At 70.1% G+C, this 17,886-nt stretch carries 16 protein-coding genes, 1 tRNA gene and 1 pseudogene; 7 read left to right on the top strand and 11 right to left on the bottom strand.

Annotated features, from left to right (window positions below):
* Together D8Y23_RS04770 and D8Y23_RS04765 are read right to left on the bottom strand one after the other, a co-directional pair.
* Positions 1-774, bottom strand: coding sequence for an HAD-IIB family hydrolase (locus tag D8Y23_RS04770; RefSeq protein WP_128217025.1), 774 nt, complete (start codon positions 772-774; stop codon positions 1-3).
* A 159-nt stretch (positions 775-933) separates the two neighbouring features.
* Positions 934-1,533 (bottom strand): TetR/AcrR family transcriptional regulator, encoded by a 600-nt coding sequence (locus D8Y23_RS04765; protein WP_128217024.1) that lies wholly within the window; start codon positions 1,531-1,533, stop codon positions 934-936.
* 89 nt (positions 1,534-1,622) lie between these two features.
* On the opposite strand from D8Y23_RS04765, the gene D8Y23_RS04760 reads away from it, so the two are divergent.
* On the top strand, positions 1,623-2,456 hold the full coding sequence (locus D8Y23_RS04760) for an SDR family NAD(P)-dependent oxidoreductase (RefSeq protein WP_128217023.1): 834 nt from the start codon (positions 1,623-1,625) through the stop codon (positions 2,454-2,456).
* 82 nt (positions 2,457-2,538) lie between these two features.
* Here D8Y23_RS04760 and D8Y23_RS04755 read toward each other — a convergent pair.
* The 4 genes from D8Y23_RS04755 to D8Y23_RS04740 form a co-directional block, all read right to left on the bottom strand.
* Positions 2,539-2,615, bottom strand: a tRNA-Pro gene (locus D8Y23_RS04755).
* 108 nt (positions 2,616-2,723) lie between these two features.
* Complete coding sequence (locus tag D8Y23_RS04750; RefSeq protein WP_128217022.1) at positions 2,724-4,235, bottom strand: hypothetical protein; 1,512 nt, start codon at positions 4,233-4,235, stop codon at positions 2,724-2,726.
* Positions 4,236-4,349: 114 nt separating this feature from the next.
* Positions 4,350-5,273, bottom strand: coding sequence for a metallophosphoesterase (locus tag D8Y23_RS04745; RefSeq protein WP_128217021.1), 924 nt, complete (start codon positions 5,271-5,273; stop codon positions 4,350-4,352).
* Complete coding sequence (locus tag D8Y23_RS04740; protein WP_128217020.1) at positions 5,270-7,990, bottom strand: transglycosylase domain-containing protein; 2,721 nt, start codon at positions 7,988-7,990, stop codon at positions 5,270-5,272. The genes D8Y23_RS04745 and D8Y23_RS04740 overlap by 4 nt, the downstream gene beginning before the upstream one ends.
* Positions 7,991-8,097: 107 nt before the next feature.
* Between D8Y23_RS04740 and D8Y23_RS04735 the strand changes: the two genes are divergently transcribed.
* Positions 8,098-8,316: a hypothetical protein gene (locus D8Y23_RS04735; protein ID WP_128217019.1), complete on the top strand. Its 219-nt coding sequence runs from the start codon at positions 8,098-8,100 to the stop codon at positions 8,314-8,316.
* Positions 8,313-8,780, top strand: coding sequence for a RidA family protein (locus D8Y23_RS04730; RefSeq protein ID WP_128217018.1), 468 nt, complete (start codon positions 8,313-8,315; stop codon positions 8,778-8,780). The genes D8Y23_RS04735 and D8Y23_RS04730 overlap by 4 nt, the downstream gene beginning before the upstream one ends.
* A 6-nt stretch (positions 8,781-8,786) precedes the next feature.
* On the opposite strand, the gene D8Y23_RS04725 is transcribed toward D8Y23_RS04730, so the two are convergent.
* The 5 genes and pseudogenes from D8Y23_RS04725 to acs form a co-directional block, all read right to left on the bottom strand.
* Positions 8,787-9,956 (bottom strand): bifunctional 2-methylcitrate synthase/citrate synthase, encoded by a 1,170-nt coding sequence (locus D8Y23_RS04725; RefSeq protein ID WP_128217017.1) that lies wholly within the window; start codon positions 9,954-9,956, stop codon positions 8,787-8,789.
* 2 nt (positions 9,957-9,958) lie between these two features.
* Positions 9,959-10,582 (bottom strand): annotated as a pseudogene (locus D8Y23_RS04720) (isocitrate lyase/phosphoenolpyruvate mutase family protein); the annotation flags it as partial.
* Positions 10,583-10,619: 37 nt separating this feature from the next.
* Positions 10,620-12,146 (bottom strand): MmgE/PrpD family protein, encoded by a 1,527-nt coding sequence (locus tag D8Y23_RS04715; protein WP_128217016.1) that lies wholly within the window; start codon positions 12,144-12,146, stop codon positions 10,620-10,622.
* A complete protein-coding gene (locus tag D8Y23_RS04710) occupies positions 12,143-12,802 on the bottom strand; it encodes a GntR family transcriptional regulator (RefSeq protein ID WP_128217015.1) in 660 nt (219 codons plus the stop codon). Before D8Y23_RS04710 ends, D8Y23_RS04715 begins: the two co-directional genes overlap by 4 nt.
* 155 nt (positions 12,803-12,957) lie before the next feature.
* A complete protein-coding gene (gene acs, locus D8Y23_RS04705; protein ID WP_128217014.1) occupies positions 12,958-14,925 on the bottom strand; it encodes an acetate--CoA ligase in 1,968 nt (655 codons plus the stop codon).
* 470 nt (positions 14,926-15,395) lie between these two features.
* Here acs and D8Y23_RS04700 point away from each other — a divergent pair, with 470 nt between their 5' ends.
* The 4 genes from D8Y23_RS04700 to D8Y23_RS04685 are packed head-to-tail and all read left to right on the top strand — an operon-like array spanning position 15,396 to position 17,810.
* On the top strand, positions 15,396-16,337 hold the full coding sequence (locus D8Y23_RS04700; protein WP_128217013.1) for a TadA family conjugal transfer-associated ATPase: 942 nt from the start codon (positions 15,396-15,398) through the stop codon (positions 16,335-16,337).
* A complete protein-coding gene (locus D8Y23_RS04695) occupies positions 16,334-17,224 on the top strand; it encodes a type II secretion system F family protein (protein ID WP_240663787.1) in 891 nt (296 codons plus the stop codon). The genes D8Y23_RS04700 and D8Y23_RS04695 overlap by 4 nt, the downstream gene beginning before the upstream one ends.
* Before the next feature lie 26 nt (positions 17,225-17,250).
* Positions 17,251-17,481, top strand: a complete 231-nt coding sequence (locus D8Y23_RS04690; protein WP_128217012.1) for a DUF4244 domain-containing protein — start codon at positions 17,251-17,253, stop codon at positions 17,479-17,481.
* Complete coding sequence (locus D8Y23_RS04685) at positions 17,478-17,810, top strand: TadE family type IV pilus minor pilin (protein ID WP_128217011.1); 333 nt, start codon at positions 17,478-17,480, stop codon at positions 17,808-17,810. The genes D8Y23_RS04690 and D8Y23_RS04685 overlap by 4 nt, the downstream gene beginning before the upstream one ends.
* Positions 17,811-17,886: the final 76 nt, after the last annotated feature.

The following is a 17,886-nucleotide window of genomic DNA, read 5'->3' as shown; positions in this document are numbered from 1 at the left end:
TCAGCTCCGGGCGGGGAGCGTGGGGATGAGCGCCTCGAGATAGTCGGCGGTGTCTTCCCACCCGTGCACCGCGTGGCACTCGACGCCCATTGCCAGGACCGGGTAGTCGTTGCCATCCGGGTCGAGTCGGTCGCCGACGAAGAGCATGTCGTCGAGGGGGATGCCCGTGGCGTCGGCCAGCTGACGCATGCCGTAGGCCTTGTCGATGCCGCGGTGGGTGATGTCGACGGACGTCGAACCGCCCGAGCGCACCTCGAGGTCGGGGATGCGGGCGGCGACGGCCTCGCGCAGAGTGTTCTTCTTCTCGCCCGTGGGATCCCACGCCATCTTCGCCTCGAGGGGTGCGGTCTGTCCGAGGGCCGAGAACGTGATCTGCGACCCGCGGTCCTCGAGGATCTCGCCCCACGGTTCGGCTTCCCACAACCCGAGCCTCTCGGCCTCTTCGCGAACGGCGCTCAGGGCGCGCTGCTTCTCGTCGTCGGTCAGCGAGTGGGCGTACACCGTCTGGATGCCATCACCGCTCAGCCGGTAGTACTGGGTGCCGCACGTCGGCATGAGGTGCAGGTGAGAGAGCAGGGCCGAGTCGGTCTCGGGGAGACGCTCGACGACCTGGGCCTTGAACTGCTGGAGCTGGCCGCCCGAGATGATGGCGACCTCGACGCGCTCGGCGAGGGTGAGCAGCAAGTCGCCCATGCGCGGGTCGATCGCGGTCTTCGACGGGGCGAGAGTGTCGTCGAGGTCGAAGGCGACGAGACGGGGCGAGGTATCGGGCACGGTGCTCCTGAGGGCGGTGAGGTCGGTATCTCGACACAACAGAGGCTCCCGACGGGGGAGCCTCGCTGCTGTCGGTCTCGACGCCGAGCGCGTAGCGCCGTGCGGGCCGGGACTGGAAGCAATCGTAGCGGAGGGGGCGATGCCGCCGAGCGCCTCGCTTCAGCCGGAGGCCGGCGCCGCGGAACCACGAACGGCGGCGACAGCACGATCGTAGAGATCGGCGAGGTCCATCCGCCCTCCGCTACGTGCCCACGCCTCGCCGGCGGTATCGAGGCAGGCGATGGCGGCGGCGATGATCGCGGTGGCGCCGAGGTCGTCGGCATCCTGGCCCAGGCGCTCGCGGATATCGGGCAGCAGGAGCGCGTGCCAGTGGAGATGCTTCTCCGCACTGCGGCTGCGGAGGGAGGGGGTGTCGTACATCATCCGCGCGATCTTCAAGAGATCATCCGAGCTCTGCGCGCGCGCGTGCACCGAGGCGAGTGCGCGCCGCAGCGCGTCCCACGGGCCGACCTCGGAGGGGATGTCGTGGAGTGCGTCGCGCACCCGCTCGCCGTCACGGGCGAGATCGCCGAGAAGGACGTCCTCTTTCGTGCCGAAGTAGCGGAAGAAGGAGCGGCGTGAGATGCCGGCCGCGGCGGCGATCTGATCGATCGTCGTCTGCTCGAAACCCTGATCCAGGAAGAGCCGCATCGCGACGCGGGTGATCTCACCGTAGACGGCCTGCCGTGAGCGTTCCCAAAGGGACGGTTCGGTCTCCATGCACCGACCCTACCCTAAATGCCTGATTGACACTGAGTGCCAAGTAGGCATACGGTTCCCTTACGTTCGCTCTCAACCGAAGGACAGCCGTGCCTCGAATCGATTTCGCCACTCAGACCGTTCTGATCACCGGGGCATCCTCGGGGATCGGTGCCGCGTTCGCGCACGCGCTGGCCGCACGCGGGTCGGATGTCATCCTCGTCGCGCGTCGCCGCGACCGCCTGGAGCGTCTGGCGGCAGAACTCCGACAGGTGCACGGCATCTCGGCGACACCGATCGCCCAGGATCTCGGAACGTCCACGGCGGGCGAAGACCTGCGGTCCGAGGTGGAGCGCGCGGGCCTGCGCGTCACGGCAGTCATCAACAACGCGGGGTTCGGCTCCTTCGGGCACTTCGTCGACGAGGATCCGGAACGACTGGCGCAAGAACTCGCCGTGGACGTCACGGGACCCGTGCAGCTCAGTCGCGCCTTCCTCCCCGGCCTCATCGCGGCGGGGTCGGGATTCCTCATCAATGTCGCCAGCATGTCGGCGTACGCCCCGACGCCCCGCATGGCGGTCTACGGGGCGGCCAAGGCCTTCGTGCTGAGTTTCACGGAGTCTCTGTGGGCCGAATCGCGCGCAGCGGGCGTGACGGTCTTCGCCCTCTCCCCGGGCGCAACGAGCACCGAGTTCAACGCCGTCGTCGGGACCGACGATGCGACCGCCGGAGCGCGGATGCGTGCTCCCGAGCAGGTCGTGGACACGGCCCTCACGCATCTCCAGCGGCGTCGTCCTGGGCCGAGCGTCGTCGACGGGTCGGGCAACGCTCTCGGGGCCTGGCTCGTGACCGTCCTCCCACGCCGTCTGGTCGCCGGAACGATGTACTGGGTGACCGATCCCGCCCGTCGTCGGGCTGCGACCGAAGGCGCGGGGATGCCCTGACGGCACGGTGTCCACCGCTGAAACCGAAGAGGGCTCCGCGTAATCGCGGAGCCCTCTTCGTCGCCGGAATGCCGGTCATCACTGGTCGGGGTGACAGGATTTGAACCTGCGGCCTCGTCGTCCCGAACGACGCGCGCTACCAAGCTGCGCCACACCCCGTGAGCAACCATGTAAGTCTACCCCGTTCGCGGGCGTGGTCCGAACCGGGGCGCCGGGCGGGCGCGTCGTGAGTCGCCCCGCGCCCGCCCGACGCGTCACGCTCCCGTCTCAGGCGCGCGCCCGCGGACGACGCCGGGCGAGCACGATGGCGGCGACGCCGGCCGCCATCGTGACGGCGGCGATGCCACCGCCGGTGGCCAGGCCCGCGGTCGATGCGCCCGTCGTCGCGAGCGCCGCGGTCGCGGGCTTCTCGGCGGGCGGCGGCGCGACCGTCGGCGTCACGGTCGGAGTCGCGGCGGGAGCGGACGTGGGTGGCGGCGCCACGAGTTGTTCCGTCTGGGCGGGCGAGGCGAACCGCTCGACCCAGGAGAATCGTCCGGGCAGGTGGGGGACCGTGGCGGCATCCTGGTCGGCGCGTTCGATGCGCCACACGGCGGTGTAGACGCCCGGTCCGGGGAGAGGGTCCGTGGCGGCGGTGTACGTTCCGGCCCCCGTGACGGGGTCGGTCGTCAGCTCGAGGCGGGCGATGGGCTCGAGGCCGTCCGGGATGGTCGCCGACTCGGCGGGGAACGTCCCGGTCCGGTACACGTCGGCCCGTGCGCGCAGGCGCACGAATGTGCCGTCCGCGGAGCGCGGCCACACACCTTCCCCTGAAGAAAACGTCACGGCGTCGACGAAACGCCCGTCCTCGAGGCGGGCGTCCGTCCGGATGCGCGGGGAGAAGCGGACGGGTCGCGCGGCGGCATCTTCCGCGGTGAGGTCGAAGCGTGTGGGTTCGGCGGGACCGGCGGATTCCTGCTGGCCGGGCGTGCTGAAGTACCGGATCGCGGCGGAGCGCACCGTGAAAGCGCCACGAGCACGCACGGTGTACGGGCGCCCGTCGGTGTTCGCCGGGGGCGACGCGAGGATCGGGTACGCCACTCCGGGTGCGACCGCAGCGCGGTCGGCGGAACCGGAATCGGCGAAGACGGCCCCGTCGAGGTGGAGTCCGCCGGTGGCATCCGGGTCGACGTCCGCCGTGATGGTGCCGCGTGTCGGGTCGCTCGGATCCGTTGTGAGCGTGATCGCTCCGCCGACCCGCGGGACGCGGATCTCCGCGGCCTCGGCGAGGTAGCGCTCGGTGCGGTCCTGGACGGCCACGCTGTTCTCGGGACTCGCGCGCCGCAGGATGTAATCGATCCCCTCCCGCACGGAGTCGCCTTCGTATCCCCACGCGTGCAGCGACGTGTCGCGGTCGACGATGATCTTCACCGCCCAGCCGACGGCGGCGGCCTGCACCGGGTCGTCGGTCTGCCCGTAGGTCGTCACGAGGTGGTTGATCGAGACGAGTTGCTGCGGGGACAGCCCGTTCACGTCGGTGCGCACCCCGAGGTCGGTCGTGGGGCCGGTCGCCACCGGCAAGCCGGGGTGGATGCAGTACGTGTGCACGTCGCCGACGCGCATCGAGCCATGCCACCCGGTGAGTGACAGCGGTGCCCAGGTGCCGAACCCGCTCCCACGATCGGCGGCCTCAGCGGGGGAGGCCACGAGTGTCGGACCGACTACGAGCCCGGCGGCGGCGAGGGTGAAGGCGAAAGCGGCCAGCGCGAGGCGGCGTCGGCGCGGAGGAGGGTGGTGCATCGAGTGTCCCTTCGGTCGAGGAGACTCGATCATGCGGTTTCGCGGGCTGCCCGTAACGGCCGAAAGGGTCGATCCGTGAATGGATCGACCCTTTCGCGAGCGGGGGAGGAGGGGTCAGCGCGGCAGCAGCGTGAGCAGGGTCGCCTCCGGCCGGCACGCGAAGCGCACGGGCGCGTAGATCGAGTGTCCGAGGCCGGCGCTGACGTTCAGCGGGACGGCGCGGCCGTCACGCGTCCACGCGCTGAGTCCGCGCGCCTGGTCGAGGGGAAGGTCGCAGTTCGACACGAGCGCCTTGCGGCTGAACGGAACACGTACCTGCCCGCCGTGCGTGTGGCCGGCCAGCAGAAGGTCGGCACCCAGATCGACGAAGCGGTCGAGCGTGCGCCGGTACGGGGCGTGCATCACGCCGAGCGTGAGGTCGGCGGCATCCAGGCCCGACAGGACGGGAGGGATGAGTTCGGGCTTGTCCCAGTTGCGGTGGGCGTCGTTGACACCGAACGCCGTGATCCGAAGCCCCTTGACCTCGAGCGAGACCGCCGTGTCGTCGAGGATGCTCCAGCCGAGGTCGTCGGTGAAGAATCGGTCGAGCGCGTCGACGTCGAGGTGCTTGTATTCGGGCAGGGTGCCCGAGGGGCCGAGGAAGTAGCGGAGCGGATTGCGCGGCGACGGCTCCTGATAGTCGTTCGAGCCGTGCACGACGAGCCCCGGCACTCCGCGCAGGGGGGCGAACGCGGTCCGGATGCCGGTGAGCCCGTCACGGTGACCGAGGTTGTCGCCCGTGTTGACGACGAGGTCGGGCGACAGCTCGACGAGCCGCTCCATCCAGTCCTGCTTGCGGTGCTGCCACGGTGCCATGTGCGCGTCGGAGACGTGGAGCACGCGCACCGCGTCGGATCCCTTCGGGAGGACGCGCAACGCGTGGTAACGGACGGTGAACAGGTAGCGCTCGACGCCCATGCCCCACACCGCCGCGCCGACAGCGGCCGCCCCCGCAACCCCGAGGGGCGCGAGGGCGGCTTTCGCGACGGGATGCGTCACTGCTGGCACTGTTTCTTCACGACCTCGAGAACGATCGCGGTGCCCTTGTTGGCGGCGGTCCCGCCGCTGGGGTTCGTTCCCGTGACCCGGGCTTCGTCGGGTGCTGCCGCGTCCGTTGTGCAGTTGACGGAGAGGTTGGTGAACCCGGCCGACCTCAGCGCGGCTTGCGCAGCGTTGTAGTCTCGGCCCGTGACGTCGGGAACCGTTCCACCCTGGCCGTTTCCGGGGCTGATCGTGATGGACGCCCCGGCGGGAGCGGATCCGCTCGGGTCCTGAGCGGCCACGCGGTCGCCCCCGAACTCCGCGTCCACGGGGGAGCCCACCGTCACGCTGAAGCCTGCGCCCTGCAACGCCGACCGCGCATCGTCGATGCTGCGACCCACGACGTTCGGAACATCGCGCAACTGCACCCGCAGAAGGTTCTGCGCGGGATTGGGGAAGCGGTCGCCGCCGTAGAACTCGTCAGCCGCGCTCTGCAGCTGACGGGCCACCGCGTAGCGCATGTCGCTGAGCTGGTATCCGTTGGCGTACTTGCGGAACAGCGTCTCCTGGCCGCCGTCCCAGTTGCCCACCCAGACCGCGGTCGTGACGTTGGACGACGACTCGATCATCCACGTCTCGTGGGCCTCGTGGGTACCGGTCTTGCCGAGCACGGGTGTGCCGTCCCGCGGGTTCGCCGTGGCACCCGTTCCGCCGCTGTCCATGACGCCCTGGAGCGCGAAGGCGGCGGTCGCCGCGACCTCGGGCGTGAGGACCGTCTCGCACGTGCGCTCCGGGATCGGGCGCTCCGCGCCGTCGGCATCCGTCACCTTGTCGATCAGCTTGGGCTGGCAGTGCGAGCCGCCGTTCGCGACCGTGGCGAACGCGCCCGCCATCGCCAGGGGCGAGACGTTGTCGCTACCGATGATCTGGTTGGCCACCGACATCGTGATCTCTTTGCCGTTACCGGTCGTGCCGACGCCCATCTTGTCGGCGACCTTGGCGATGTCGCAGAGATCGAGCTGGGCGGCCATGGCCAAGTAGCCCGTGTTGAGCGATTCGCGGGTGAATCGCAGCGGCGTACCGTAGTAGCCCGGGTTCTCGTCGAAGTTGTTGATCTGGTAGCGGGTGGTGTTGATCCAGTCGCCTTGACACGAGTTCTTCATGTTCGGAACCGGCTGCAGGCGTCCGTTCAACTGCTCGTTGAGCGAGCGACCCTTCTCGAGCCAGTCGACCAGAGTGAAGAGCTTGAACGTCGATCCTGCGCTGAAGCCGATCGAGCCACCGATGTCGCTGTCGCCGGCGAACACGATCGAGCTGTACGACGGATCGCTCTCGGCCTGCGTGGGGTCCTGCGTGAATCGGGTGTTCTGCGCCACGGCGAGCAGGCGGCCGGTCTTGGCTTCCAGACTGAGAGCCGTCGAGCCGAGCCTCAGGCGGTCATCGCTCGCCGGGACGACATCGTTCATGGCGTTCTGGGCCGCCTCCTGCATCCGCAGGTCGAGCGTCGTCTGAACGGTGAGTCCGTCCTGACGCAGGGCCCGAAGGCGATCGTCGGGCTCCGCGCCGAACGCGGGGTCGCTGAGGATCGTGGCGACCACGAGCTGACAGAAGTACGGAGCCTGTGAGACACCGCATCCCTGCTCGGTGGACGTCAGGCTGGGGGAGATCGGCTCGAGCGCGTACTGCACGTACTGCTCGTGCGTGATCTTGCCGTCCTCCTCCATGCGGCTGAGGACGTAGAGCTGACGCCCCTTCGTCTCGCTGTACGCGTCGGCCGCCGCGACGAGCTGATCCTGCGTGATCTCGCCGTTGTCGCGCAGCGTGTAGAGGGCCTGGATGGTGCCCTGGGCGACATCGTCGATCGAGCCGTCGGCCTGCTTGTTGTAGGCGACACCGTCGGCGTCGTAGATCGAGCCCTCGGGGAGGTCGAGCCGGAATCGGTTCGGGTTCTGCACCATGCCGGCGAGGATCGCCGCCTGCCCGATGTTCAGGTCGGCGGCCGAGACGTTGAAGTACCGCTTGGCCGCGGCGTCGATGCCGTAGGTCACACCGCCGAAGTTCGCGATGTTGAGGTAGCCGAGGAGGATCTCGTCCTTCGTGTACTGCTTCTCGAGCTGCACGGCGTAGCGCATCTCCTGCAGCTTGCGCTGGTACCCCTCGACGCCCGAGGCCGTGATCGCTTCCTCGGCACACGCCTGCAGCGCTTCGTCGCGCGTCATTGCGGGCATCGCGGGGGAGGTGTCGGTGGCTTCCGTGGCCTCGGTGGCGCGTGCATCGCGCTCGCAGCGCTGCACCAGCACGTTCTTGACGTACTGCTGGCTGATCGAGGATCCACCCTGGGTGTCGTTACCGGCCGCGTTGCTGAGCAGAGCGCGGGTGGTTCCGATCAGGTCGACGCCGCCGTGCTGGTAGTAGCGGGGGTCTTCGGAGGACAGCACCGCGTCGTACATCACCGTGTTGACCTGGGTGAAGGTCACGGGCGAGCGGTTCTGGTCGTAGAACTTCGCCAGCACCTGGTCGCCCGCCATGAGAGTCGTGGGGAGCATGAGCCGGTCGGGCTCCAGGTAGCTCGGCATGTTGTCGAAGATCGTGATCGCGCTCGACGCCGCCAGGCCCGAAACGGCGATCGCCGGGGTCACTGCCGCGGTCACGAGGACGCCGGCGGCCGCGCTCAGGCCGACGAGGCCGACGATGCCGCCGAGGGCGCCGCTGGCCGTACGTTTGTTCTCAGGCATAGGCTTGATGCTAAGCGACGTTGCTGGGCGATGCCTCGAAGGCGTGCGCTCGCGCGTTCGCGTCCACCCTCTCGCTCGAGAGCCGAGCCGACCCGCCGGGAGCCCCGATGACCACGTGGGAATACCTCACCACGCCGCTGCTGATCCACAACACCGCCGCGATCCTCAACAACTGGGGCAAGCAGGGGTGGGAACTCGTCCAGGTCGTGACCGGACCCGAGGGGGGTCTCGTCGCCTACTTCAAGCGTCCCACCGGTGGTGGCGAGGCCAACGCCGGTCTCGGTGCCGCCGCGACCGCCGCGCGCCAGTTCGAGGGTCAGCAGTGAGCGTCTCGGAGCGCCTGGCCGAGCTCGGGGTCGAGCTGCCCGGCGTCGTTCCCCCGGTCGCCGCGTACATCCCCGCGAAGCGCCACGGTGACCTCGTCTACACGTCCGGTCAGCTGCCCATGGTGCAGGGGTCGCTCCCCGCGACCGGCAAGGTCGGCGAGGCAGAGGGACTGGTCTCGCCGGCGGATGCCAAGACCTATGCCCGTCAGTGCGCCCTCAACGCCCTCGCGGCCGCCGCGTCGCTCGTCGGCGGCGTCGACAACCTCACCGGTGTCCTGAAGATCACCGGGTTCGTGGCATCCGTTCCCGAGTTCACCGGCCAGCCCGGCGTCATCAACGGCGCCAGTGAGTTCCTCGGCGAGGTCTTCGGCGAGGCCGGGGCGCACGCGCGGTCGGCGGTCGGTGTGCCGGTGCTGCCGCTGGACAGCCCCGTCGAGGTCGAGGTCGTCTTCACCGTCGCCTGATCCGGGCTAACGCGCTTCGGCGTCGCGTTCCGCGGCCTCCCGGTCCGCCGCGGTGGCGACGTAGCCGTCGATGTGCCGCTCATCCGGACCGTTGTAGGTCGAGAGCGGGCGGATGAGGGCATTGGACGCCGCCTGCTCGATGATGTGCGCCGTCCACCCGGTCACGCGGGCGGCGACGAACAGCGGCGTGAAGGTGGGGGTGTCGAAGCCGATGAGGTGGTAGGCCGGCCCGGACGGGTAGTCGAGGTTGGGGTAGATGCCCTTGCGGCCGACGAACTCCGCCTCGAGCGCGTCGTACAGCGCGGCCAGGTCGTCTGCGCCGTAGTGCTCGACGAGGGTATCGAGGGCGGCCTTCATCGTCGGGACGCGCGAGTCGCCCTTCTTGTAGACGCGGTGCCCGAAGCCCATGATCTTGCGCTTCTCGGCAAGGGCGGTATCCAGCCACGGCCCGACGTTCTCGGCCGAGCCGATCTCGTCGAGGATGTGCATCACGGCCTCGTTGGCACCGCCGTGCAGGGCGCCCTTCAGTGCGCCGATGGCCCCCACGACCGCGGAGTACAGGTCGGCGGTGGTCGAGGTGATCACGCGCGCCGTGAAGGTGGACGCGTTGAAGGAGTGCTCGGCGTACAGCACCAGAGACACCGCGAAGGCGCGCACGACGACCTCGTCGGCCTCGTCACCGAACGTCATCCAGAGGAAGTTGCGCGCGTACTCGAGGTCGGCCCGCGGTTCGACGGGGTCCTCGCCGCGTCGGCGGCGCTGGTCGTACGCGACCATCGCGGGGATCTTCGCGAAGAGCAGCTTCGCCTTCGCGAGGTCGGCAGCGGGAGAGTTGTCCTCGACATCGGCGGCGGATGCGCCGACGATGGACACCGCGGTGCGAAGCACGTCCATCGGGTGCGCGTCGAGGGGAAGCAGGTCGATCGTGGTGCGGACGGCCGGGTCGAGCTCTCGGTGCGACCGCTCGTACTCCTCGAACTCCCGCAGCTCCTCGGCTGTCGGGAGCTCACCGTTCCACAGCAGCAGCGCGACGGCTTCGAACGACTGCGTCGCGGCGAGCTCCTGCACGGGGTATCCGCGGTAGAGCAGGCTGTTGGTCTCGGGGTTGACCTTGCTGACGGCGGTGTAGTCCACCGTCACCCCGGCCAGGCCCTTCTTGATCTCGACGTCGGTCATGCTCACTCCCTCGTGGCTCGGTCATCGGTGACGGTGAAGTCGAACACGTTCGCGTCGAAGCGCGTGTAGTGCTCGTAGTCGATGAGGTCGTACAGGTCGGCGCGGTGCTGCATCTCGCCGAGATGCTCGCGTAGGTGCCCTTCGGATGCCAGGGCGTCCAGGCCCCGTCCGGCGGCACCCATCGCCAGGCGCATGAGCGACACGGGCCAGATGACCATGTTCACGCCGACGCCGCGCAGCTGGTCGGTGGAGAAGAGGTCGGACTTCCCGAACTCCGTCATGTTCGCCAGGATCGGCACGTCCAGCGCCGTGCGCATGGCCTCGAACTCGCCGAGGTCGCCCATTGCCTCGGGGAACACCGCGTCGGCGCCGGCGTCGACCAGGGCCTTCGCGCGGTCGATCGCGGCATCCAGGCCCTCCACGGCCCGCACGTCGGTACGGGCGATGACGAGGAAGTCCGGGTCGCGACGGGCGTCGACGGCCGCGCGGATGCGCTTGATCGCGGTGTCGGCATCCACGACGCTCTTGCCGTCGAGGTGGCCGCACCGCTTCGGGTTGACCTGGTCCTCGATGTGAGTGCCGGCGAGCCCCGCGTCCTCCAGCGTCTGGATGGTGCGCGNAGCGCGCGACGCTTCTCGGCCGGGGTGGTCTGGGCGTACAGCATCAGAACAACCCCTTCGGGGCGGGGGCGAGGGCCAGGACGCCGGGCTTGGCCACGATCGTGAGCTGCAGCACCTCGTCGGCGGTGAGCTCGGGCAGGCGCTGGGCCAGGTCGAGGAAGCGCTCGATCTCCTCGGGCAGCAGCACCGGTTCGGCGAGCAGCCGGAACTTGCGCACGTAGTCCTCGCGGACGAAGGGGCGGGCGCCGAGCGGGTGGGCGTCGGCGACGGCGATCTCGTCCTCGACCACGGATCCGTCGGCGAGGGTGATCACGACGCGACCGCCGAACGCCTTCTCGTGCGGATCCTCGGAGTGGTAGCGGCGCGTCCACTCGGCATCCTCGTCGGTCGTGACCTTGTGCCACAGCGCGACGGTGTCGTCGCGGCCCGCGCGCTCGGGCGTGTACGAGTCGACGTGGTGCCACGCGCCGTCCTGGAGGGCGACGGCGAAGATGTACGGGATCGAGTGGTCGAGCGTCTCGCGCGACGCGGTCGGGTCGTACTTCTGCGGATCTCCGGAGCCCGAGCCGATCACGTAGTGCGTGTGGTGGCTGGTGTGCAGGACGATGGATGCCACGTTCGCCGGGTCGCGCAGCTCGGGACGCTGCGTGCCGAGGCGTCGCGCGAGGTCGATCCACGCCTGCGCCTGGTACTCGGCCGAGTGCTCCTTCGTGTACGAATCGAGGATGGCGCGCTTGGACTCGCCCTCGGCGGGGAGCGGCACGTCGTAGGTGGCATCCGGTCCGCCGAGCATCCAGGCGATGACGCCGTCCTCGCCCTCGTAGATGGGGGACGGGCTGGTCTCGCCGCGCATCGCGCGGTCGACGGCCTCGACCGCCATCTTCCCGGCGAAGGCGGGGGCGTGCGCCTTCCACGTCGAGATCTCGCCCTTGCGCGACTGGCGGGTGGCGGTGGTGGTGTGGAGGGCCTGGCCGATGGCCTGGTAGATGGTCTCCTGGTCGAGGTCGAGCAGCGTGCCGATGCCGGCGGCGGCCGAGGGGCCGAGGTGCGCGACGTGGTCGATCTTGTGCTTGTGCAGCGAGATCGCGCGGACGAGATCGATCTGCACCTCGTAGGCGGTCGCGAGAGCGCGGACGACGGCCGCGCCGTCGCGTCCGGTGTGCTGGGCGACCGCGAGCAGGGGCGGGATGTTGTCGCCGGGGTGCGAGTAGTCGGCGGCGAGGAAGGTGTCGTGGTAATCGAGCTCACGGACCGCGACACCGTTGGCCCACGCGGCCCACTCGGGGCTCGATCGACGCTCGAGCGCGCACCCGAAGACGGTGCCGCCGACGCCGCCGATCGACACGGCGTGGTCGAGGGCCTGCTGGCGCGCGGCGCTGACGGGTCGGCGGGTGAGAGACGCGGCCGCGACCGCGGCGTTGTCGATGACGCGGTTGATGATCATGTCGACGACGTCGTCGTCGACGGCGACCGGGTCGACGGCGATGCGCGCGAGGGCCCACGCCAGCTGCCCCTCGCGCGCGAGGTTCTCGTCGCTGCGGTGGACGCGGAGGTGGTGGGTGATCGTCATGCGAGGGCCTTTCGGTGGGGCGAGGGGGCGTCGTCGAGGGACTCGAGGATGCTCGTCAGGGCGTTGTGCAGATGTACGTGGGTCGCGTGCGCGGCGAGGTCGGCGTCGCCCGCGGCGATCGCGGCGGCGATGAGCCGGTGCTCGGCGACCGAAGCGGCCAGCCGCTCGGGCTGGTAGCGGGCGAGACGGCGCACCCGCACGAGGTGGGTGCGGACGGTGCGCAGCGCCGAGCTCAGGTAGTCGTTGGCAGCGGCGTCATCGAGCGCCGCGTCGAACTCCGCGATGAGGCGGTAGTAGTCGTCGCGGGCGGCTTCGCCGTCCAGGCGGGCGGCGTCGAACGCGGCGGTGAGCTCGGCGAAGTCGGGGGCGCGCGGTGAGGCGGCGGCCAGACGTGCAGCGGCCTCCTCGAGGGCTCGGCGGACGACGAACAGCGCACGGATGTCGTCGCCGTCGATGTGAGTGACGACGGTGACGCGGGGCGAGATCTGGGCGACCAGTCCGTCCGCGGTCAGACGCGCCAGCGCGGTGCGCAACGGCGTCCGGCTCACTCCGAGGCGGGCCGACTGCTCCACCTCGCCGAGGACTGTGCCCGGCGCGAGTGCGCCGGTCTGGATCTCCTCGAGGAGCGCCGCGTACGCGCGATCGCTGGCGCGCATGGCATCCACCCCCTCGCTATCGATGTGCCCAGTGTATACACAGAGCCATCATCGCGGCAGGTATCGGCCGATGCTTGCGTCTTCGGTATACATCGACGCGAAGAGTGCACAGGATCGTGGATGCCGAGACCCCCGGCATCCACGATCCTTCCGGGTCACTTCACCTGGGCGCTGATGACGCTCATGACCGCCGTGTCGGCGAGGGTGGTCGTGTCGCCGACCTCGCGGCCCTCGGCGACATCGCGGAGCAGGCGCCGCATGATCTTGCCGGAGCGGGTCTTGGGCAGCTCGCCCACGATGTAGACGTCGCGCGGGCGGGCGATCGGGCCGATCTGCTCGCCGACCCACCGGCGGAGCACGTCGCCGAGCCCGTCGACGCCGTTCTTCTTCATGTAGCGGCTCTTCATGATGACGAAGGCGACCACCGCCTGGCCGGTGGTCTCGTCGGAGGCTCCGACGACGGCGGCCTCGGCGACACCCTCGTGTCCGACGAGCGCCGACTCGATCTCGGCGGTGGAGAGGCGGTGGCCCGAGACGTTCATGACGTCGTCGACGCGGCCCAGCAGCCACACGTCGCCGTCGTCGTCGAGACGCGCGCCGTCGCCGGCGAAGTAGTAGCCCTTGTCGGCGAACTTCTGCCAGTACGTCTCGACGTAGCGGTCGGGGTCGCCCCAGATGCCGCGCAGCATCGACGGCCAGGGCTCGGTGATGACGAGGAGTCCGCCGTTGCCGTGGCCCACGGGCTCACCGGCGTCGTCGACGACGTCGATCGAGATGCCGGGAAGCGGCACCTGCGCCGATCCGGGCTTGGTCTCGGTCACACCGGGGAGGGCCGAGATCATGATCGCGCCGGTCTCGGTCTGCCACCATGTGTCGACGATCGGGGCGCGGTCGCCGCCGATGATGTCGCGGTACCAGATCCACGCCTCGGGGTTGATGGGTTCGCCGACCGATCCGAGCAGGCGCAGCGACGACAGGTCGAAGCTCTGCGGCACGTCGCGGCCGATCTTCATGAACGAGCGGATCGCGGTGGGAGCGGTGTAGAAGACCGTGACGCCGTGGTTCTGGATGAGTTCCCACCACCGGCCCGGGTGCGGGGTGTCGGGGGTGCCTTCATAGAGGAGTTGCGTCGCGCCGTTGGCGAGCGGGCCGTACGTCACGTAGGTGTGACCGGTGATCCAGCCGATGTCGGCGGTGCACCAGTAGACGTCGGTTTCGGGGTGCACGTCGTGCACGACCCGGTTGGTGAAGGCCGCCTGCGTGAGGTAGCCGCCCGAGGTGTGGAGGATCCCCTTCGGCTTTCCGGTCGTGCCCGAGGTGTAGAGGATGAACAGCGGGTTCTCGGCAGGGAAGGCCTCGGCCTCGTGCTCGCCGGAGGCCTGCGGCACGACGTCGTGCCACCAGATGTCGCGGTCGTCGGTCCACTCGACGTCGTTCTCGCCGCGCTTGACCACGAGCACGTGCTCGACGGTCTCTTGGATGCCGGACCCGTTGCGGTCCGCCAGGGCTTGGTCGACCGCGGGCTTGAGGGGGGAGACCTTCCCCTTGCGCCACCCGCCGTCGGCGGTGATGACGAGCTTGGCGCCGGCGTCGTCGATGCGGGAGCGGAGGCTGTCGGCCGAGAAGCCGCCGAAGACGACCGAGTGGACGGCGCCGATGCGGGCGACGGCGAGCATGGATGCGATCGCCTCGGGGATCATCGGCAGGTAGATCGCGACGCGGTCGCCGCGCTCGATCCCGAGGTCCTGCAGCACGTTGGCGAGGCGCTTCACCTCGTCGGTGAGCTCGGCGTACGTCACGTTGCGCTGATCGCCGGGCTCGCCCTCCCAGCGCAGAGCGATGCGGTCGCCGTTTCCGGCTTCGACGTGGCGGTCGAGGCAGTTGTAGGCGACGTTCAGTTCGCCGTCGGCGAACCACTCGGCGAACGGAGGGTTCGACCAGTCGAGCACGGTCGTGAACGGCGTGTGCCAGTACAGTGCGCGCGCCTGATCGGCCCAGAAGCCCTCGCGGTCGACCGCGGCGCGCTCGTACAGACTCGCGTCGGCGACGGCGTGGGCGGCGAATTCCGCCGACGGGGCGAAACGGCGGGTCTCGGTGAGGAGATGATCGATCTGGCTGCTCATCTGGCGCTCCTTCGCGGTCGAGGCACGGCGCGTCCTTGCGCCACGGTCACGCTATCCTTCCGGCGCTCGCGGCGGTTACCTCCGATAGTTGGCATCCGCCCGAGCGCGACGCACCTGATATATCGCTTGCTTTTCGAGGCATTCCGTTCCTCCTCCCTCGAGGGGCGGTTAGTCTGGTATCTGCCCGAACATCGTTTCCGGCAGCGCGTCGGGGGGAGCCCCCCAATTTTTCCCCGGCGCGTGGCGGCATCCCTCGCCCCCCATTGACGGGATGCCGCCCCCTCTTTCTCCGGGCCCGTTCGGCGGGCCGTCGGTTCCTCCCCAGGCCGCGAAGTCGCGGACTGTTCCACGGATGGGGCGTTCGGCCCGGCGCGGCCGCCAGCGACTTTCGTACCGTCGTCGGCGTGACCTCGCCTCTCCTTCTCCCCGTCACGGGTTCCCCCGTTCGGACGCATCCCTCGCCTGCGGGAATGCCGTCGGCTTGGGCCGACCCGGCCCTCGCGTTCCTCCGTCCTTTCCTCGATGATCCGACCGTCAGCGACGTGTTCGTCAACGGAGAGCACGGTCTGTTCATCGACCGTGGTGAGGGGGCCGAACGCGTGCCGTCGTGGAGGGCGACCGAGGCCGAAGTGCGCGGCCTCGCGGTGCGGCTGATCGCGCTCGGCGGTCGTCACCTCGACGACGCGACGCCGTGCGTCGACGTGCGTCTCGAGCGCGGAGTGCGGGTGCACGCGGTCCTGGCACCGTTGGCGACTCGCGGCACGGCGATCTCGATCCGCGTTCCCCGCTGGGATTCTCCCGACCTCGACGAGCTGGCGGCGACGGGGATGTTCGGCGGAGCGATCCGCCACCACCTCGAAGTCCTCGTCGACGAACGGTCGAATGTCCTCATCACCGGGGCGACCGGCGCGGGGAAGACCACTCTGCTCTCGGCGCTGCTCTCGCGAGTGCCCGCCACGGAACGCATCCTCACGGTCGAAGAGGTCGCGGAACTGCGTCCTCGCCACCCTCACCACGTCGCACTGGAAGCGCGTCAGGCCAACCTCGAGGGCGTGGGCGGCATAGAGCTGTCTCGTCTCGTGCGCGAGGCTCTCCGCATGCGCCCGGACCGCCTCGTGGTCGGGGAGTGCCGAGGCGCCGAGATCCGTGAGCTGCTCCTCGCGCTGAACACCGGACACGACGGCGGGGCGGGCACCCTGCACGCCCGAGGACTCGCTGAGGTCCCGGCGCGCCTCGAGGCGCTGGGAGCGCTGGCCGGAATGGATGCCACGGCACTCGCGCGCCAGGCGGTCAGCGCCGTGCATGCCGTCGTCCACGTTCAGCGCGTCGGCGGTCGACGTCGGGTCGTCGGCATCGGACGGCCCGTGCTGCGGGACGAGCGGCTCGTGATCGACGAGGAGCGGCGCGCGTGACGGCGACCACGCGAGACACCGCCGATGCGACGGCCATCGAAACGGTGATGCGCCTCGCCGTGCTGCTGTCCGCGGGGGTGGCGGCGCCGGCGGCGTGGCGTCATCTCGCTCACGGCGGCGACCCTCTTCTGCGTGAGGCGGCGCGCGCCGCCGAGAACGGGGGCGACGTCGCCGCCGCACTCCGCTCCGGGAGAGGCGCGTGGTCCGACATCGCGGCCGCGTGGGCGGTCGCCGTCGCGGTCGGGGCACCCCTCGCGGACACTCTGCGCTCTGCCATCGCCGCCCTCCGCGACGCGCTCGAGGTCCGTGCCGAGATCACCGTGGCGCTCGCCGAACCCGTGGCCACCGCGCGGCTGCTGACCTGGTTGCCCCTCGTCGGCGTGCCCCTGGGCGTCGTTCTCGGCGTCGATCCGATCCGGGCCGCGGGAGAGCCCATCGGTGCCGGGGCGCTCGCGGCCGGAATCCTGCTCGTCGGCGTCTCCCGGGCATGGACCCGCCGTCTCGCTCGTCGCGCTCGACCCGCTGATGATCTCCCCGGATGGTATGCCGAACTCGTCGCGGTCGCCCTGTCGTCCGGTGCGTCCGTGGAGCGAGCGCGGACACTGGCGGTCGAACATCACTCGCGAACCACGACCGCCCGAATTCCCGCGGGGGTGGACGCGGCCCTCGAGCTCTCGATGCGCACCGGAGCGCCTGCGGTCGAACTGCTGAGGGGAGAGGCGTGGCTCGAACGTCAGCGCGCCCGGACGGACGGGCGGCATCGCGCGGCGCGGTTGTCGACGCGTCTGCTCGTTCCCCTGGGCGTCTGCACGCTGCCGGCGTTTCTTCTCCTCGCGGTCGTTCCCGCCGTCCTCGGCGTCGTTCGATCCACCGTTCTTCCCCTCTGAATCCGTCACCAAGAAATAGGAGTCCCATGTCCGTCTTCTCCCGAGGGTCCGCCCTCACTCTCTCCCCGCTGCCGCCGCTCACCTCGCGTGGCGCAGCCCGCTTGTTCATCGACGACCGCGGGGCCGCTACCGCCGAGTACGCCATCGCCACGATGGCTGCCGTGGCGTTCGCCGGCCTTCTCGTCGTCATCATGCGGTCCGACGAGGTGCGCGGTATCCTCACCGACCTCGTCCGGCGCGCGCTGACGGTGCAGTGAGGCGCATCGTCCTCAACGATCGCGGAGCGGTCACGGCGGAGTTCGCCGTGGCCCTGCCCGCGATCCTGCTGGTCCTGACGCTCGGTGTCGGCGCGCTGTCCGCGGGCGCGGCGGCGGTTCGGCTGCAGCACGTCGCGGCGGAGTCCGCACGGCTGTTCGGCCGCGGCGACGATGATCGCGCGCGCCGAGTGGTTTCGGAGGTCGGTGCGACGGTCGCCCTCGATCGAGTCGACTCCCTCGTCTGCGTCGATGTCTCCGCTCCCGCGCCGATTCCGCTGCCCGTCGGCCCGCTCACCGCGCGGGCGTGCGCGCTCGACGGGGGCGCCTGATGGCGGGCGCCGCCGCAGCGGTCGGTGTCGTGGTCGCGGTCTCGGTGGCCGCGCTGGGGCTGGCCGTCGCGGCAGG

This window comes from Microbacterium enclense (genome assembly GCF_004022425.1).
In the GTDB taxonomy this organism is placed as follows: domain Bacteria; phylum Actinomycetota; class Actinomycetes; order Actinomycetales; family Microbacteriaceae; genus Microbacterium; species Microbacterium enclense_A.
This window is presented reverse-complemented; position numbering and strand designations above follow the sequence as displayed.